Below are 18,694 nucleotides of genomic sequence, written 5' to 3'. Positions count from 1 at the left end.
GCAGGTTCAATCAGGTGCCTGCTATTGCAAGATGACATACCTGGTACTTCTGCCCCCAGCAGCGGTTTTCATCAAACACCCGCTCTCAACCAACTGAGCCAAATGCCTGCTGGCCGTTGCAGGGCTTACTTTGGCGACTTTGCCGTATTGGCTGTTGCTGATGCCTTCGCTGAAATCGCCATCCAGTAAGCGGTTTAATACTTTAACTTGTTCTTTACTCAGTTTCGTCTGGTCTACCCGTTGCCAGAACCGGGTTTTTAGCAACGTTTGCTCAATATCGTCCAGCACCTGGCGCAGGCTGACGGCCAGGGTGTCGAGAAACCAGACCAACCAGGCAGTGATGTCAGTATCGCCCTTTTGGCTTTGTTCCAGGATGTCGTAATAGCTGCTACGTCGCTCCAGGATAGCAACCGACATGGCATAGAAGCGGATTGACTGATGCTCTGCCTGGGCTAGTGCCAAGTCAGTCAGCAGCCTTGCCAACCGACCATTGCCATCCTCCAGCGGATGGATGGTGATAAACCAGAAATGCGCAATGCCAGCGCGTAGTAGCGGGTCCAAATTGGCGTCATCTCGCGAGCGGTTAAACCAGTCAATAAAACAGCTAAGCTCGTTTTCTAATACTTCGCGCGGTGGCGCTTCGAAATGCACTTTAGGGCGATCAATTCTGCCTGAGACAACCTGCATCGGCTCGTTACCGCGAAGCTGCCCACCGAGTACCCTTTGCACTATTTGCTCTCTCTGTATTAGTGAGCTGTCAGACGGAAATAGCCAGGCATGCCACTGCAACAAGCGTTCTAGTGTTAACGGCTGCTGCCAGTTACCAATTGCGTCAGTTACCATAGCAGCGAGGCCGTCAGACTGTGCTGTCGTTGCGACGCTCTGTGGTTCATCAATACCCAGCTTGCGGGCCAATGATGAACGCACCACACTATGATTCAACCGCTCACCCTCAATAGCGCTAGACGTGAGTATATTCGCAAGCATGGTATCGAGTGCCGCCTGCTGGTTATCCTGTACGTCCATTTTACCCAGCAGCACCCCCTGCAAAAAATGCAGTTCACGTAACTTAGGGGTCAATACCGCATGATCATAACGAAAGACCTGCGATACCTGTTTCTGACGGCCCGGCCAGTCCGGTTGTTGCCAGATCCACATAGGCAAAGCTCCTGCTCAATGAGGTGAATATACGACACAATCTACTCACATAGTGAGGCGAATAGCAAGACTAATTACCTCATCAAACGCAAGTAGGGTTAGGAATGCAATAATCCGGATGTTAAACTTTTCCATCAGCATGCTACAGTTGTTGTAATTTTCGATTCTAAACGACTGCTTTCCAGGTGGGTAAAGTGGTGGGTTAAACTCTCACCTAAGAAGCATAGTGGCAGGATCGGAGCCCCTTTGAATCTGGTTCTGCCATTCATATATAACTGGTTCTGTTGGCCGGTAAGCTGCTGTGAAATAGTAGTTCATACCCCAGACAAATAATGGTTTCACTGTGAGGACTTGTCGTCTTACATTATTCCTACTGCTACTCCTGAGTATAGTGGCATGTACCAACACTGCACCCGGTATAAACGCGTTCGCCACGCAATCCAAACAACAGAACTTAGCTGATGCACCCAGCAACAATTCAGAATTTAACGATGCTAACTGCGACTATGCCTGCTTAGACGGTGATGGTACGGTAACCCGTTCCGGGCTTAGTTACAGCCAGCTGACCGGTACTGGCGGCATCAGTCTGCAAAACTATAGTCATTATGCCGTGCCTGCCAATGCTGCTAATCCGCTTAACCAGTTCAGCGGTACCTTAACCCTGAGTATCGTCAATGGCACGCTGACTGAGCAAGGTACCTCCCTGGCCGGCAGTTATACTAACCCTAACCGCTTACCGGATTTTAGTTTCCAGTTTGTCCAGCATGGCACTCACCTAATCCCGCTGCAACGCCAGTTAATCGCTACCAGTCATCCATCCTGGGAATATTTATTGCTGCCGGGCCGGGTATGGCAGGAGCATGGCGACAACGGCTATAGCCGGGTAGCCTTACCCTTTGCGCTGCAGGAAGTAAACGCTAACTGTACCCACAACGGCGTTATGACCTTTTTATTTAAAGATGATGGCAGCGTGTCGAAGCTGGCCTATCAGATTGCTCAGGAGACGTGTCAGTACTTCAAATTTAACCTGCATGGCAAGCTGAATGCCAGCTACCAGAGCGCCATCATCAGCGGCGCCACCGCTATTAAAACCGCTTATGTTCAGGAGGTTGCTGCGCGGCTACCGGTAAAGCCAATCAGTGCTCTGGCAACGGACTACCCGCAAGCCGGAATTGTACTGGCCTATATTGCATCTGATCAAAGCGCCAGCCACTTATCGGCTTATGGCGTTTATTACAACGGTGTCCATTATGCCGGCAACTGTGCTACCCGTCAGGGTAACTATCCATTTTGCGGGCTGATGGCCCTGCCGTCATACTCTACGGCAAAATCTGTAGTGGCAGGGTTTGCCCTAATGCGGCTGGAGCAAAAATACGGTGGCAATCAGCGTGAACTAGTCATTAGCGATTATGTTAGTGAATGTGCCACCAGCCGCTGGGCTGATGTCAGTTTTGGTCAGACCCTGGATATGGCTACCGGCAATTACAACTCGACCGGGGCGTCGGTAGATGAAGGCGCCCAGGCAACCATCGATAACTTCTTCCTGGCAGGCAGCCATCAGGCGAAAATCCAGCATGCCTGTGCGTATCCGCGCCAAGCCGCACCAGGTAGCCAGTTCGTCTACCATAGCTCTGACACTTTCATTCTCAGCCGCGCCATGCAGCAGTATTACCGCAGCATGGCCGGTACCAGTGCAGATTATTACTCTGAGTTATTAGTTAAAGAGCTATGGCAACCGTTGCAACTAAGCCCGCTGACTCACCATTCCAAGCGTACGTATGATGCCCAGACTCAGCCCTTTGCCGGTTATGGCCTAAGTTTCATTAGTGACGATTTAATTAAACTGGGCCGCTTTGCCCATCAGCAACAGGGGCAGATTAATGGTCAGCAGCTGCTCGATGCCGGCATGTTACAGGATGCGATGCAGCTGGGCAGTAATGGTGGCTTGAGTACGGGCACGGCCAGTAGCCGTTACCGCTACGGGTTCTGGGCATATGATTTAAGTGACTCGACCCAGCTGGGCTGCGCCAACCCGAGCTGGGTGCCTTATATGTCCGGCTTTGGCGGTATTGGGGTCGTGATGCTGCCCAACCAGATGGTGTACTACTACGTTAGCGATAACAGCGAATACGGCTTTACCAAAACGGTGAAAGAGCTGGCTAAAATCAGCCCGGTCTGTAGCTAGGCTTGCCGGTGAAAATGACGGACAGAGCCGTAACTGGCTCTGTCCACAAGTGTAAACTGGCTCTGTTGTCAGCCATAAAAGCTGATAGGCTACAGTGACAATCATAATAAAAAGCGCCAATAAGCTATAAGGTAAAGCCGCTATGACCCAGCAACAACAGACGCTTAGCAGCACAGCAGCCACCAACCGCTACCGGCGATTACCCGCGGCGACTGCCGACAGCACCCTGGCCAGGTTAATGCTGGCTTTTCTGGCAACAGCAGGGCTGTTTTACGTCAACATTATGCCCGCACTGGTTTCAGGCTTAATTGAAGGCCGGGGCTTTAGTGCCAGAGAGGCAGGCATTATCGGCTCATGCAATGTTTATGGCGCCGCGGTTGGCGCTTTTATTGCCATATTTCTGGTAAAAAAAATCCCCTGGAAAACCGCCAGTGCCAGCTTGCTGTTGCTGTTAATCAGTATCGATTTAAGCTCAATGCTGCTGGATAATCCACTGCCGATGATGCTTTTGCGCGCCGTGCATGGCTTAACCGGTGGCTTGCTGGTTGGTATTGCTTTTGCAGTGATGGCACGCTGTGGTCAGGTGCACAAAGCCTTTGGTATGTTGCTACTGGTGCAGTTTGGTCTGGGCGGTTTAGGCGTAATGCTGTTGCCACCACTGGTGCCACTATACGGTTCCTGGGTGCTGTTTATGGCGCTGATTGCCTTCAGCCTTACCGCACTGCTTATGCTGGCCTTTTTACCGGCCTATCCACTGGTACCTACCGATCCAACCAAAGCAAAAGCGGCTATTCAGTACCGGCCTCTTCTGGCAGCGATTTTAGCTATTTTTATGTTTCAGGCTGCCAATATGGCACTGTATGCCTACATTATTGAGCTGGGAGAACAAGCCGGGCTTAATTTGGCGGTTATCTCCCCGGCGCTGGGTGTCTCAGCCTGGCTCGGGCTGCTTGGCTCAGTATTAGTGATCTGGCTGTCAACCCGACTCGGTAGGGCGCTACCCGTATTTATCAGCATTATTATTACCGCTATTGCTACCTATGCGCTGCATTACAGTGCCAGCGCCAGCATTTTCTGGCTGGCCAATCTGGCTGTTGGCGTAACCTGGGCCTTCAGCATTGCCTATTTACTGGGTGTTTGTGCCGAATTTGATAAAGCCGGGCAAATGGCCGCGTTGGGCGGCTTTGCCTCAAAAATGGGCTTAGCGAGCGGCCCGTTATTTGCGGCGCTGATTATTGATGGCGGCAGTTACAGCGGGCTGATTAACATTGCAGTAGTGCTGCTGGTGCTGGCCGCGATAGTGGCGTTATACCCTTGCCGGCTATTGGATAAAGCCGCCTGATGCGCAGTTTCGCACTGTTGCTGCCCAGCAGTTGCAGAACGCGGCCGTGGCCTTTATGCTGGGTCAACCCGCAGTAGAATAATAAGATCTCACTATGCAGCATCTGTTTGTGCTTGATGCCAGCGGCAGTACTAATTTACAACAACAGCTGATGCAAAAACTGATCAGCGCCATTGTCAGCGGCTATTTTGCCGCTGGCAGCAAAATGCCCTCATCCCGCAAGCTGGCCGAGCAACTGGGTATCGCCCGTAATACCGTGGTGCATGCCTATCAGCAGTTAATTGACGAAGGCTATTTACTCAGCCGTGAACGCAGCGGTATTTATGTCAATGACCTGCAGTTTGAGCAACCAACAATCCCTGAACAGCCTGCCGCTACCAGCAGCAACCAGTATCCATGGGACAAGGTGCTGTCTGAACTGAGGCTGGAAAGCAGCCTGCCACCCTACCCGCATAACTGGCAACAATATCCGTTTCCCTTTATCGATGGGCAGTTCGACCCCTCGCTGTTTCCGGTGAATCAGTGGCGGGAGTGCTCGAAGCTCAGCCTGAATGTCGGCGAGATTAAAAGCTGGGCCAGCGACAGCGGCCAGCATGATGATCAGCTACTGACCGAGGAAATTCGCACTAAGGTGCTACCACGCCGCGGCATTTTTGCCAACGCGGACGAAATACTGATCACGCTCGGCTCCCAGCAAGGCCTGTATCTGTTGAGCAAATTGCTGCTGAACAACCAAACTTTACTGGCGATGGAAGAACCCGGTTATCAGGGCATGCGCCAACTGGCTCAGCTGGCATATTCGCCGCTGCATTATGTCGAGGTCGAAGAAGATGGCATTGCCGTGGCGAACATTCCGCCTCACGCCGATTTAGTCTATGTTACCCCCAGTCATCAAATGCCAACTGCAGTAACCATGTCGCTGGCAAAACGTGAGGCGTTAATCAACCGCGCCGAACAAGATAACTTCCTGATTATTGAGGATGATTACGAGTGTGAAAGCAATTTTATCAGCCAGCCGCACCCGGCGGTAAAAAGCCTGGATCGCAATGGCCGGGTGCTCTACGTGTCAAGCTTCTCCAAGGTACTGGCGCCGGGTTTGCGCCTGGGTTTTATGGTCGCGCCCGCGCCACTTATCCGCAAAGCCCGCCAGCTGCGAACCTTAATATCACGCCATCCTCCGGCTAATAATCAGCGGATTATGGGGCTGTTTTTGTCGCTGGGTTACTATGATCAAACCATGCGGCGGTTAAATCAGGAACTGGCCCAGCGCTGGCAGCAAATGCGTGAGGCGCTTAACCACTATTTGTCGACTGCTATTGTTACCAGCCGCACGGTGGGTGGCAGCACCTGCTGGATCCAGGGGCCTGACAGCCTGAATAGCCAGCGCTTTGCTGCAGAAGCGGCGAAAATAGGCATTCTTATTGAGCCCGTCAGCCGCTTTTATGGCGGCAAAACCAAGCCACAACATTATTTCCGGCTGGGTGTCAGCAGTATTCCAACCCCGAAAATCCGCGATGGCATCGGCCAGCTGGCCCAGCTGATGCACCAGTGGCAGCAGCACAGTGAAGAGCCACAAAGCCCGGTCGACTATGGGTCGCGCCTGCGTGGTAAAGCACTGCGCCAATTTGCCAGTCAATGCGAATTTATTGGCCGTACCGTATTTGGCGATCCGTACCGGATAAAGCTGGCAGCCGACGGCAGCATGCAGGGCTTTGAAGGTTATCACGATGAAAAACAAGATACCGGTAAATGGTGGCTGGATGGCGATATCTGGTATCGGCAATGGCAACACTGGTCTTATGCTGAGGTACTGGGTTTTGAGCTGTATATTGCTCAAAATCAGATTAACTGGCTACGCGATGGCCAACTGGTCGACTCCGCTTTTTTTGTGCTGCACCCCTAACTGGTTCCTGTATTCACTGCAAACTGGTTCTACCCCGCCCCGGCTGGCTTGCTTAAGCTGTCTGTAGAAAAGCAACAAGCCGTAATTCAGTATCAGAAGTGCGGCCTGCACCGGAGTTAAACTTATGACCACCTTTAATATTGCAGGTTTGCAACTGGCCCTGACGGCGAATCAGGACAATTTTGCCATTATCCGGCAACAGGTGCTGGCCGCCAAGCGGCGCTTCCCGGCACTGGATATGGTACTGCTGCCAGAGCTGTGTACCTTTGGCCCGGCGCCGCGTTTCGCCGAAACCCTGCCGGGTAACACCGAGAATAAATACTGCGAGCTGGCCATAGAAGCCGGGATCTGGCTGTGCAATGGCTCGATGTTTGAGCGGGACGGCGATCACATCTACAACACCAGCTCCGTTATTGCCCCCAACGGCAAAGTACATTGCCGTTATCGCAAAGTGTACCCGTTTCTACCCTATGAAGAGGGGATCAGCGCCGGTAACGAGTTTAAGGTATTTGATATTCCCGGGGTCGGCCGCTTTGGCTTATCAATTTGTTATGATATGTGGTTTCCGGAGAGCATCCGGGCTCTGGTTTGGCAAGGAGCAGAAGTTATTCTGCACCCCACTCTTACTAACACGGTAGATCGCAATATCGAATTAGCGATGGCCCGCGCCAATGCCTGTATGAACCAGTGCTATATGGTTGATATTAATTCTGCTGCTGGCCTGGGTGTCGGCCAGTCTGTGGTTGCCGGCCCTGGCGGTGAAGTAGTACATCAGGCTGGCGATCAGCAGGAAATTATCGTGCTGCAGCTCGATTTAGCCTATCTGCGCCGGGTGCGGCAACAGGGTTGGCATACCCTGGGCCAGCCGCTGAAAAGCTTTCGCGATACCGCCGTAGTGTTTCCACAATATCAGCAACAGCGCTCAACTTACCTGGACCAACTGGGCAAACTGGAAAAACCAGCGGGCCGCAACTGGACCAGTGAAACGTTTTGAACTGGTGCTTACCCGCCCCAGCACACTTACCTATTCTGAACAAAAGTATAAAAAATCAGCAAGGGAACAGAACAATGACTAACACAGCTCGCGCGACCGCTTTTAGCAAAGCTCCACTGGCACTGGCAATAAGCTCAGCATTATTTTTCAGTTATGCCAGCCAGGCTCAGCAAAATGCTGAAGAATCCGAAAACGCGACGGCCAGTGTGGAACGGATTACCGTTACTGCCAGTCGCCGCCCGCAAACAGTGGAACAAACACCGTACAATATCTCAGTGATGTCCGGCAGTCAGCTGGAAGAAAAGCACATTATTGATGCGGTCGATATGATGCGTGAAATGTCAGGTATCACCGTGGTAGACCGCGGTTATCGCAACTCCGGGGTAATCAACAATATTATTATCCGCGGCATGAATATTGATTCAGCCGGTAACGGTGACTTTGCCTTAAACGCGGCACCAACTGTATCAACCTACCTGAATGATACGCCACTGTTTGCCAACTTTATCTTAAAAGATATTGATGCCGTTGAAGTATTACGGGGCCCACAGGGTACCTTATATGGCTCAGGCTCACTGGCTGGCACGGTACGCTATAAAATGAACCGGCCCGATTTAATGGAATTCAGCGGCAAGGTGTCCGGCGTGTTAAGCCAGAGCGAAGGTTCTGAAGGTTTTAATAAAAACCTCGACCTGCTGTTAAATGTGCCGCTAAGCGAAACCGTCGCGGTGCGCGGCTATCTGGGCCGGATTGATAACGATGGCATCGTCGATTATACCAACGTATATCAGCTGAATGCCGCCGGCGCCCCGATTGCACAAGACAACGACGTGGCCAACGGTGGCCCGGTATTTACCGAAGTGGAAGATGCCGATACGGTCGAAATCGACTACGGCCGGCTGGCGTTATTATGGCAACCCTCTGACAAATTTAATGCCTTGTTATCGTATCAGTTTCAGCAGGACAATATTGGCGCCCGGCGTCAGGTTACCCGCGGTACTAACTGGGTAAATGGCACAGAGCAGCGCTACAATGATTACGAAAATGGCGCCATTCAGCTGGAGCCCAGTGAGCGGGAAGTCGATGCCTGGGCTCTGGAAATGGAATGGGACTTGGGCTTTGCCACCGCCACCTCAAGTACTTCCGGTTACGATCATTCCGGCAGTTCCGCCAGCGACAACAGCGGCTTTTACGCCCAGAATGGTTGGTTTTCTTCATACTACGGTGGCTCGCCACGGCCGATGGCCACCGCCAATCGTTTTTATCAGGATGAAGGTCTGAGCCAGGAGCTACGCCTTGTTTCTAATGGCACGCAAACCCTGGACTGGATAGTCGGCCTGTTTTATCTGGATCAGGATACCGCGTCTGGCCAAGACAGCCTGATGCCGGGTTTCTCAGAGTGGGCGCTGGCCAGTGGCTTTGCCGATACGCTGGCCAGTTGGGGCGGCGTGCTGGGCGATCAGGATTTCTACTATCGCGACCAACGTAATATTAAAGACACCTCAGTATTTGGTGAGCTAACATATCATTTAAGCGATACCCTGCGCACAACCTTTGGCGCGCGCCATTTCCGCAATGATATCAGCAACGACACCATTATCGATTTACCACTATATCCGGGCGCGTCCGATGTCAGTTCAAAGGTAAAAGATAACGGCACCTTATTTAAAGTTAACCTGGCCTATGACTGGTCTGAAAATACCATGCTGTACGCAACGGTATCAGAAGGTTATCGCCGTGGCGGCACCAGTGCGGTGCCAGTCAGCGGCGGCTTCGCCGAAAATCCGGCCTATCTTAATTATGGCTCTGACAGCGTGCTGAATATGGAGCTGGGCATTAAGGGTAATACCGGACGGCATTTTTATGCAGTGTCGGTGTTTAACGCTGAATGGGATGACCCGCAATTAAATATCCCTACCCCTAACTGGGGCTTTTATGCGGCAGTAAACGGCGAATCCGCCCGCTCGCAGGGTATTGAACTGGAGTTACGCGGTTACCTTACTGAAGCGCTGCAATACAACTTTGGCTATACCTTTGTTGACGCCAAACTGACCGCAGATTTAATTGCGCCGTCGGGTAGCGCGGCCAACCCAGGCACTTACACTTACGCCCGAAAAGGCGAGCAATTGCCCAGCATGGCTGAACATACCCTCAGTGCCGGCTTAAGCCACAGCTACGATCTGGGCAGTGGCTATTACCTTGTGAGCTCAGCCAGTGCTTACTATCAATCAGAGTCGCGCAACGCACTGGGCAGTAACCCGAATTTTGCTATCGATTTAGACAGCTTCTGGTTAGCGAATCTGGGCACCAGCCTGTATACCGAAAACTGGACGCTGTCGCTGTTTGTCCGCAACCTGTTTAATGAGGATGGCGTTACCGGGACTCTGTCAGAAGGCTACATGGGCACCGCCCCGGAGCAAAACTTCTTCGGTAATGCCTCAAAAGACTATATCAGCCAACCGCGTACCATTGGCCTGAGTGTCAGTTATCAGTTCTGATACGCCGTTACCACTACTACGCCGGGGTTGTGTCAGGGGTTGTGTCAAAGCCACGCCCCGGCTATTGTTTGTTTTACTTTTACAGACAGTTAAGCAGTTATGACTGAAGCGGCCCATTTACTCACGACTTTTTATCAGGCCGTTGGCCAGAAAAATCCGGCGACAGCTGCCAGGACTGTCCAGCAACTGATTACAAATTTTCCACAGCTGGCAGACAGCTGGCTGGCCGCCAGTGTGTTTGCAGAACATACTTCTCAATTGAGCAAAGCGCTGCAGGCCATTGATAAAGCTGTGACGCTGAGTCCGGACATACCCAGGCTGCAATTGCGTCGTTTACATTGTCTGCAACGTTGTCATCAGACTGCAGCGGCCCTGCAGCTGGCCGACCACCTATCTCAAACACCAGCAGCAGATGCTGATTTTCTCAGCGAACTGGCGCTGCAATGCAGCCAGCTACAGCGTTATAAGCAGGCAGCCAGGTTGTATCAGCAGGCGCTTGCACTGCAACCGGACAATGCCACCCTTTATTACAACTACGCCACTATGTTGCGCTTCTGCGGCCAACTTGCTACAGCTGAGCAAATGCTGGACAAAGCTATTGACCTGCAGCCGCGGGATACCGATGCCTGGCATCTGCGCAGCAGTTTGCGCAAACAACGCACCGACAATCATCATTGCGCCGGCTTAACCGCCATGTTGCAGCGACAGGATCTTAGTCCGAAGCAACGTGTACAACTGCATTATGCCTTGGCAAAAGAGCTGGAAGACTTAAAGCAGTATCCGCAGTCTTTTACTCAGTTACAGGCCGGGGCGACCCTGCGCCGCAACCATATTAATTATCAGCTGGCAGCAGATTTAGCAGTGATGCAGGAAATTCAGCAGCAATTTGATCAGGACTTTTTCCGGCAAGCCAGGCCACAAGGTTGCGACAATCCTGAGCCGGTGTTTATTGTCAGTATGCCACGGGCCGGCTCTACCCTGGCCGAACGAATGCTCGGTTGCGATCCACAGGTGCAGTTAGCGGGAGAGCTGAATAATTTTGCCACTCAGCTAAGCCGTCTGGCCCAGCTCCAGGCAGAAAAAAAACTGGATAAAGCCGCTCTGGTGCAGCAGACGAAAAAACTTGATTTTGCGATGCTGGGTCAGGCCTACCTCGACAGCACCCGGCCGCTCACCGGTCGGCAACAGCACTTTGTCGATAAGCTACCGCTGAATTTTCTGTATGTCGGGTTAATTCATCTGGCCCTGCCGCGGGCGCGGATTATTCATGTCCAGCGTAACCCGATTGATCATTGCTATGCCATCTACAAACATTTGTTTGCCGATGCCTATCCGTTTTCTTACCAGCTAGACGAACTGGTTCAATATTATCAGGCTTATCAGGCGCTGATGGCACACTGGCAACGTTGCCTGCCCGGCGTAATTCATACCGTGCAATACGAAGAGTTAGTCAGCCAGCCAGCACAGAGTAGCCAGGCATTGTATCAATACTGTGGCCTGCCATGGAACGAGCATGTGCTGCAGTTTCATCAGCATAACCAGCAAGCCAGCACCACCGGCAGTGCCAGCCAGGTCCGCCAGCCGCTTTACAACAGCTCGGTAGCACGCTGGCGCTGTTATCAGACCGAACTGGCAGAGCTGGTTAGCGCTTTTCCTGATGCCGTCTGAATCACAGTTAAGCCGGCAACGGCTACGCCGCCAATACCGAGCGCAGTAACACGTCCAGTTTATCCAGCCCCTGCTGCAGCACGTCTGCTTCAATGGTCAGCGGCGGTAAAAACCGCAATACATTGCCATAAAAGCCGCATGATAACAGGATCAGGCCATGGGCGGCGGCTTTGCCAATAATTTGCTGGGTTAAGGCCGCATCGGGCTGTTCCTTATCACCGTTTTGCATAAACTCAATGGCGATCATCGCGCCCAGTTGCCGCACTTCAGCAACCCGCTGTGGAAAATCCTGCTGCAGCGCCGTTAAGCGGACAGCAAAGGCTTCACCAATCACGTTCGCTTGCTGACACAGATTATCCTGCTCAATAATATCCAGCACTGCCAGCGCCGCAGCACAAGCCACCGGCGAGCCGCCATAAGTACCGCCGAGGCCACCGGGCAGCGGCGCATCCATAATCTCACTTTTACCTATTACCGCCGCCAGCGGTAAGCCGCCGGCGATGCCTTTGGCCATGGTGATTAAATCCGGCTCGATGCCACTGTGCGCCATGGCAAACATTTTGCCGGTGCGGCCAAAACCGGTCTGAATTTCATCAGCAATCAGCACGATGCCATGTTGATCACACAGTTGGCGTAGTGCCTTAAGCAGTTCTGGCGGTGCCGGATAAAAGCCGCCCTCGCCCTGCACCGGCTCAATAATAATGGCCGCTACATCGTCCGGCGCTATTGCTACTTTAAACAGGTTACGCAGCGCAACCAGTGCTTGCTCAGTTCTGATGCCATGCGCGGCCATCGGAAACGGCACGTGGTAAATGTCGGCTGGGAAAGGGCCGAACAGGTGTTTGTAAGGCGCCACCTTGCCGGTTAACCCCATCGTTAAATTAGTCCGGCCATGAAAACCGCCATTAAACGCTATCACACCACGACGACGGGTATGGGCGCGGGCAATTTTAATGCAGTTTTCCACCGCTTCCGCACCGGTGCTGACAAAAATCGCTTTTTTAGCGCTACTGCCGGGTGCCAGCCGGGTCAGCCGTTCTGCCAGCTCAACGGCTTCAGCATAGGGGTTAATCATCAGACAACTATGACTGAACCGTGCCAGCTGTGCCTGGGCTGCAGCCACCACTTTCGGGTGAGCATGGCCGGTATTACAAACGGCAATGCCGGTACCAAAATCGATATAGCGGTTGCCTTCCACATCCCATACCTCAGCATTTTTTGCCTGCTGCACGTACACCGGATAAAGATTGCCCTGACCGCGCGCAATAACGGCCTGCTTACGTTGTTGTAACTGCTGATTTGTCATAAAACTGCCTTTTATCAATTCGCCTTTGTTAAAGCCCGCCTAAACACAGGTATTTCAGATCGGTATAATCATCCAGACCATAGTGCGAGCCTTCGCGACCATAGCCAGATTGTTTAACACCACCAAAAGGTGCGGCAGCGTTGGAAATAATGCCGTCGTTAATGCCGACCATGCCAAACTGCAACGCCTGCGCCAGCCGGAATACCCGGCCGATATCCCGGCTGTAAAAGTAGGCCGCTAAGCCATATTCGGTGTTATTGGCCAGCGCAATCGCATCCTGCTCGCTATCAAAGGTCTGTATCGCAGCGACAGGACCGAATATTTCCTGCTTAGCAATTTCCATAGCCGCGCTGACATCGGTCAGTACTGTTGGCTGATAAAACTGCGTTCCGGCCTGGTCAATTTTTCCGCCCAACAGTAAGGTAGCGCCAGCACTTAGTGCTTGCTGCTGCAGCTGAACCACTTTTTCTACCGCGTTAGCATCAATTAGCGGGCCTATCTGGCTGTCGCCAGCTAAGCCATCGCCTACCTTTAGTTGGGTGACGGCAATCGCCAGCTTGTCGGCAAACGCCTGGGCTACACTGCGCTGCACCAGAATGCGGTTGGCGCAGACACAGGTCTGGCCGGCATTACGAAATTTCGACGCCAGCAAGCCCTGCACGGCAGCATCTAAATCGGCATCATCAAACACGATAAAAGGCGCGTTCCCCCCCAGTTCCATCGTCACCCGTTTCACTCCGTCAGCACATTGTTTTATCAATTGCTTACCGACCGCGGTAGAACCGGTGAAACTGAATTTGGCCACCCTGGCATGCCGGGTCAGTACCTCACCAATCGCCTTGGCATCGGTGCCCACTACCACATTAAACACCCCGGCCGGAATACCAGCCTGATCAGCGAGTTCTGCCAATGCCAGCGCAGACAAAGGCGTCTGATGGGCCGGCTTCACCACAAAAGTACAACCTGCTGCCAGGGCTGCCGCCGCTTTGCGGGCGATCATCGCGTTGGGGAAGTTCCACGGGGTTATAGCTGCCACCACCCCCACTGGCTGGCGCTGGACAATAATCCGCTTGTCGGCAGACGGTGCCGGTATGGTATCGCCGTACAGGCGTTTCGCTTCTTCAGCAAACCACTGAATATAAGAGGCACCATAGGCGATTTCGCCCTTTGCCTCCGCCAGTGGTTTGCCCTGTTCCAGGGTTAGTAAACGGGCTAAATCATCCTGATGCTGCATCACCAGTTGATACCAGCGCTGCATCAGTTCGGCACGTTTCGCCGCAGGTTGTGCGGCCCAGCCGGCAAATGCATGATCGGCGGCCAGCACGGCCTGCTCTGCCTCTGCGGCGCCGGCCGTTGCTACCTGCGCCAGTAACTGCTGCGAAGCCGGGTTAACCACCTTAAAACTGGTTTCTGCATGCTGCCAGGCGCCATTAATAAAGGAACCCTGTCTGATTAAAGCGGAACAAGAAATTTGTTGCATAGCCATCTCCGTTGAATTGGGCCTATTGCAACATGGCGGCAAACAAGGTTAAATACCAAACATTCAAAGCTTAGTTTGAAAAATATCAACCTATATGGCCAAACTGCCGAAAAACCTGACTCAGCACGACATCAAGTTGCTACGAATTTTCCAGACGGTGGTGGACTGCGGCGGTTTTACCGCGGCAGAGACGGAGCTGAATATTGGTCGCTCTACCATTAGTATTCACATTGCTAACCTGGAACAGCGCTTGAAGCTCAGTTTATGCCATCGTGGCAGGCAGGGCTTTTCGCTGACCCGGGAGGGCCAGGCGGTTTACAACGCAATTCAGACTTTAGAACAGGCCCATCAGCAATTTAGTCAGTTAGTCGCCAGTTTAACCGACGAGTGCAGTGGCGAGCTGGTGATTCTGACCGCCGATCAGCTGGATCAGTCAAGACTGGCGCTGCTAAGCAAGTTATGCGCAGCGTTGCAGCAACAGGCGCCGCAACTAAACCTGGCATTGGATGTACTGCCATTACAGCAAATTGAACTGGCGTTGCTGAAAGATCAGGCACATCTGGCCCTGATGCCGGGTTATCGGCAGATAGACGGCCTGCAGTATCAGCATGTGTTCAGTACCCCGATATTTTTGTGCTGCAGTGCCAGCCATCCACTTTTCAGCCTCGCAGATAACAACATTGATGACGACATGTTGGGCAGTTACCCGGCTATTCATCCTGGTATTGATATTAATCCCGAGGGGCGGAAACAACTGCAGAAGCTTAAAGCAGGCGCCCGGGCTTATCAGTTTGATACCAGGCTGGCCCTGCTGTTATCCGGCGGTTATATTGGCTTTTTACCGGCAGAAATTGCCCGGCCCTATATCGAAAGTGGTCAGCTACGTTACATCAGACCCAACGAGTATCAGTATCCGTTTAATCAGTCGATAGTAACCAAATATTCGCCCGGAGAAAGCGCAAAGGTGCAACTCGCGCTGAACATCGTGCAGTCACTATTGCCCTGATCCACGACGCTTTAATCAATTCGCACCGGCAGCTTAAGCTTCGGCCAGCTGTTTACCCCGGCTGGCTGCCAGCCATTTTTTGGTTAGCACCTCGTCAAGTTCGGCTTTCTTATCACTGGTGGTTAAACTGGCAGGGGCATCCGGGCCGGGTTGCAGCAACATGTAGTCAGCCCGACCGGAATTTTTAACTTTATACAAGGCGGCATCTGCCAGATACAAACTGTATTCCCAGTCCCAGCCCGGCGGTTGAATAGTCGCACCAATCGAACAGGTAATGCTTACCGGTGCGCCCAATTGCTGTTGCCAGGGGTAGTTGTGCACCAGTTGCTGCAGCCGTTCAATATAGTGCTGGATCTCACTACTTTGCTCCAGCACCATCAGGAACTCTTCGCCACCCCAGCGGATAAGGTGGTCATTGCTGCGGCTATGCTGCTGCAAAATACCGGCAAAATGCTTTAACACACTATCGCCGAGTTGATGGCCATACTGATCATTGATGCGCTTAAAGTTGTCTAAGTCTAACAGGACCCAGGCTAGCGGCTGATTATTACGCTGGGCCCGGGCCAGCATGGCATCTATATTTACATCCAGATAATGGCGGTTATGTAGCTCGGTCAGCGCATCCTGCATACTCATCTGCTGTAACTTCTGGTTTGCCAGATATAACTCCTGAGTCCGCTCTGTAACCTGCCGGCTCAGTTCTTCGCGGGCATTGGCTAATGATGCTAACCGCAAACGATATACCAGCCAGAATAATGCCAGTAATAGCCCCAACAGCAGCAAGCGGGCGGTTAAGGTTTCATGCCAGTATGGTGTTAACTGAATATCGATAGTGGTGGGGTCACTCCACCGATAGTCGCCGGCGACTTTTACCTGCACATAAAAACGATAGTCACCCGGCGGCAAATTTGTGTAAAACGCCTCACGCCGGCTGCCGGCATCAACCCAGTTTTGCTCGTAGCCTTCAAGCCGGTAACGGGTTTCAATTGACGACGCCTGATGATAATAAGGTGCACTAAACTGAAAATGCCAGTCACGCTGCTCGGGTGCCAACTTAACTGTATCACCTTTAAACTGCTGATTAGCGGCAGTTAAACTTTCCATCACCGGCACGGGCACTGGTGCATAACTGTTAAGCCGGTCTAACCGCAAGGCGATAATGCCGTCGAGCGTTGGGAACCAGAGTTTGTTCTGATGCACGGCGCCTTTATTGCTGCCCGCCCCATTACAGCAACGATGTGAGTCAGTGGCGGCCTCCGGCTGGCGATCATCAACTAACATATACAACTGGCTTACTGTACCTTGCTGCAAGGCCGGATAATCAAGCCGGTAAAAGCCTTCAAAGTTACTGATGATCAGCTTGTCGTTTACCAGCGCAGCATGCATAACACCATTACCGGGCAAACCGTTTAGCTGGCTGAAATGCTGCCAGTTGCCTGGCTTGCCCAACACAAAGCCCTGATCAAAGCTGCCAATCAGCATATTGCCATCAGGCAATTCAACAATCACACTGATAAAGGTTTCGGCTAACGGCATATCCAGCACCGGCTGAAACTGCTCAGTACTACGTAAATATAAGCCTGACTCAGTGCCCACCCATAGTCTGTCACTGCTGTCATGTAATAACGCTCTGATACTTAAGTCGGTTAACGGCGAAGTAATACCCTGCTGTGATAACTCACCATTTTCTAAAACAAATAGACCACCGTTACTGCCCACCCAAATTCTTTGCTGCTCTGTGATCATTGTAGTAATAAGCAAGTGTGCGGTTTGCGGGAAGTTTTTCTGCCAGGCCAGGGTATCAGCATCCAGTAAACTCAAGCCGGCACGGGTGCCAACCCACAGGTTGTCCTGTTGATGCAGCAGGCTGTACACAAAGGGACTGGGTAACTGCTGATTGGCCAGCAGCGGCTGAAACTCGCCGTCTCTGAGTAATGCGACACCTTCGCTGGTTCCAACCATTAAATGTCGCTGCCAGGGCAGCACCGCCCAGCTATAAGGGTCCGGGATACCGGCAGCGCTGCTGTAACGCTCCGTCAACGCCGCTCGCAACCGGATAACACCATGAGCACGGCTGCCCAGCCAGACATTCTGATGCTGATCTTCCAGCATGCTTTCAATCCAGCTAAAAGGTTTGCTGGCATTGCCAGGCTGCTGCACCTGTATTACCTGGCCGGGCTTTACCTGGTAAAGGCCATCAAAAGTAGACGTCCATACTTGCCGCTTGTTATCCAGATACAATAACTCAATCCGGCTGTTCGGGGCGGCGCCCGGTAATGCCAGATGTTGCCAGCGGTTTTGTTGCCATTGATACAACCCCTTGTTTGTACCCAAATATATAACATTGTTGCGCGCAACCAACTCGCTAACCTGTAACGCCTCTGCAGCGGCCGGCGCCGGATACCAGCGATACTGTTGCTGCTGATAAGAAGCAAACCCATCCTGGCCGCCTATCCATAAAATGCTGTCCTGCTGGTAAAGCTGGAAAACGGGCCCGGCATGCTCTGCAACCGGCTGCAACTGATTTTGTTGCCATTGGTATAACTGATTAGCACCAATAAAAAATCGGCCGTCAGGTAACTCAGCAAAGCTGGTAATAGTACCGGGTTCAATATCGTGGGTATCAACCGTCGTAAAATGATCATCGGCATAATAACTTAAGCCATTGACGGTACCAATCCACAGCCGGTTTTTGCTGTCTACATACAATGAAGTAATTAAGTTGGATAACAGTTGAGGGGTGTTAGCGGTATTAAATACGGTGAACTGATGACCATCAAACCGGGCCAGACCACCCTGGGTACCAAGCCAGATATAGCCTTGTTCATCTTGCGCCATAGCAGTAACAGACACTTGCGGCAGTCCGGCTTCAACTGACCACCCCCGGTATAACAGCGACGTTTTGTCCAGCACGCCGGGCATGGCATGTAGGCAGGCACTGACTGACAACAGCATTAACAACAGCATTGTCGCCGCAACATATCTGAACACTAAACCGGCTCCTTGTTCTGTATACCCCCTGATAATAGCTGTTACTTTACTAAAAAGCCTGTGGCAGTTTTTACCAAAAGCTGACGAATGGTACTTTTTAGCCTCTCAGCGGTACTGTTGCGCTAATGGTCTTACCAGTGCTAAGCTCGATAAATTATTGGCA

11 protein-coding genes are annotated in these 18,694 nt (G+C 52.2%); 7 read left to right on the top strand and 4 right to left on the bottom strand.

Going from position 1 to position 18,694, the window contains the following annotated elements; translation table 11 throughout:
• Positions 1-21: 21 nt before the first annotated feature.
• A complete protein-coding gene (locus CRO03_RS14360; protein ID WP_097112335.1) occupies positions 22-1,158 on the bottom strand; it encodes a Fic family protein in 1,137 nt (378 codons plus the stop codon).
• Between the two features lie 391 nt (positions 1,159-1,549).
• Here CRO03_RS14360 and CRO03_RS14355 point away from each other — a divergent pair, with 391 nt between their 5' ends.
• The 6 genes from CRO03_RS14355 to CRO03_RS14330 all read left to right on the top strand — a co-directional run bounded on the left by CRO03_RS14355 (position 1,550) and on the right by CRO03_RS14330 (position 11,748).
• The gene (locus CRO03_RS14355; protein WP_097112334.1) at positions 1,550-3,343 is read left to right on the top strand and encodes a serine hydrolase domain-containing protein; all 1,794 of its coding nucleotides are present in this window, start codon (positions 1,550-1,552) and stop codon (positions 3,341-3,343) included.
• Between the two features lie 142 nt (positions 3,344-3,485).
• Positions 3,486-4,685 carry an MFS transporter gene (locus CRO03_RS14350; protein WP_097112333.1) on the top strand — a complete coding sequence of 400 codons (1,200 nt, stop codon included), beginning with the start codon at positions 3,486-3,488 and terminating at the stop codon, positions 4,683-4,685.
• Positions 4,686-4,779: 94 nt separating this feature from the next.
• Complete coding sequence (gene pdxR / locus CRO03_RS14345) at positions 4,780-6,588, top strand: MocR-like pyridoxine biosynthesis transcription factor PdxR (protein ID WP_097112332.1); 1,809 nt, start codon at positions 4,780-4,782, stop codon at positions 6,586-6,588.
• Between the two features lie 124 nt (positions 6,589-6,712).
• Positions 6,713-7,582 (top strand): carbon-nitrogen hydrolase family protein, encoded by an 870-nt coding sequence (locus tag CRO03_RS14340; protein ID WP_097112331.1) that lies wholly within the window; start codon positions 6,713-6,715, stop codon positions 7,580-7,582.
• A gap of 74 nt (positions 7,583-7,656) precedes the next feature.
• Positions 7,657-10,080, top strand: coding sequence for a TonB-dependent receptor (locus CRO03_RS14335; protein ID WP_097112330.1), 2,424 nt, complete (start codon positions 7,657-7,659; stop codon positions 10,078-10,080).
• Positions 10,081-10,179: 99 nt separating this feature from the next.
• Positions 10,180-11,748 carry a tetratricopeptide repeat-containing sulfotransferase family protein gene (locus CRO03_RS14330; RefSeq protein ID WP_097112329.1) on the top strand — a complete coding sequence of 523 codons (1,569 nt, stop codon included), beginning with the start codon at positions 10,180-10,182 and terminating at the stop codon, positions 11,746-11,748.
• Positions 11,749-11,770: 22 nt separating this feature from the next.
• Here the strand turns inward: CRO03_RS14330 and gabT are convergent, their stop codons facing one another.
• Both gabT and CRO03_RS14320 read right to left on the bottom strand, forming a co-directional pair.
• Positions 11,771-13,054, bottom strand: a complete 1,284-nt coding sequence (gene gabT / locus CRO03_RS14325; protein WP_097112328.1) for a 4-aminobutyrate--2-oxoglutarate transaminase — start codon at positions 13,052-13,054, stop codon at positions 11,771-11,773.
• A 28-nt stretch (positions 13,055-13,082) separates the two neighbouring features.
• The gene (locus CRO03_RS14320) at positions 13,083-14,534 is read right to left on the bottom strand and encodes an NAD-dependent succinate-semialdehyde dehydrogenase (protein WP_097112327.1); all 1,452 of its coding nucleotides are present in this window, start codon (positions 14,532-14,534) and stop codon (positions 13,083-13,085) included.
• Positions 14,535-14,628: 94 nt separating this feature from the next.
• On the opposite strand from CRO03_RS14320, the gene CRO03_RS14315 reads away from it, so the two are divergent.
• Entirely contained in the window at positions 14,629-15,540 is a 912-nt protein-coding gene (locus CRO03_RS14315; RefSeq protein WP_097112326.1) for a LysR family transcriptional regulator, read from the top strand.
• A gap of 33 nt (positions 15,541-15,573) precedes the next feature.
• On the opposite strand, the gene CRO03_RS14310 is transcribed toward CRO03_RS14315, so the two are convergent.
• Positions 15,574-18,531 carry a ligand-binding sensor domain-containing diguanylate cyclase gene (locus CRO03_RS14310; RefSeq protein WP_097112325.1) on the bottom strand — a complete coding sequence of 986 codons (2,958 nt, stop codon included), beginning with the start codon at positions 18,529-18,531 and terminating at the stop codon, positions 15,574-15,576.
• Positions 18,532-18,694: the final 163 nt, after the last annotated feature.

The sequence above is a fragment of the Arsukibacterium tuosuense genome (genome assembly GCF_900215315.1).
Lineage (GTDB): Bacteria > Pseudomonadota > Gammaproteobacteria > Enterobacterales > Alteromonadaceae > Alishewanella > Alishewanella tuosuense.
The sequence above is the reverse complement of the archived record's forward strand: the minus strand, read 5'-3'. Positions and strand labels throughout refer to the sequence as shown.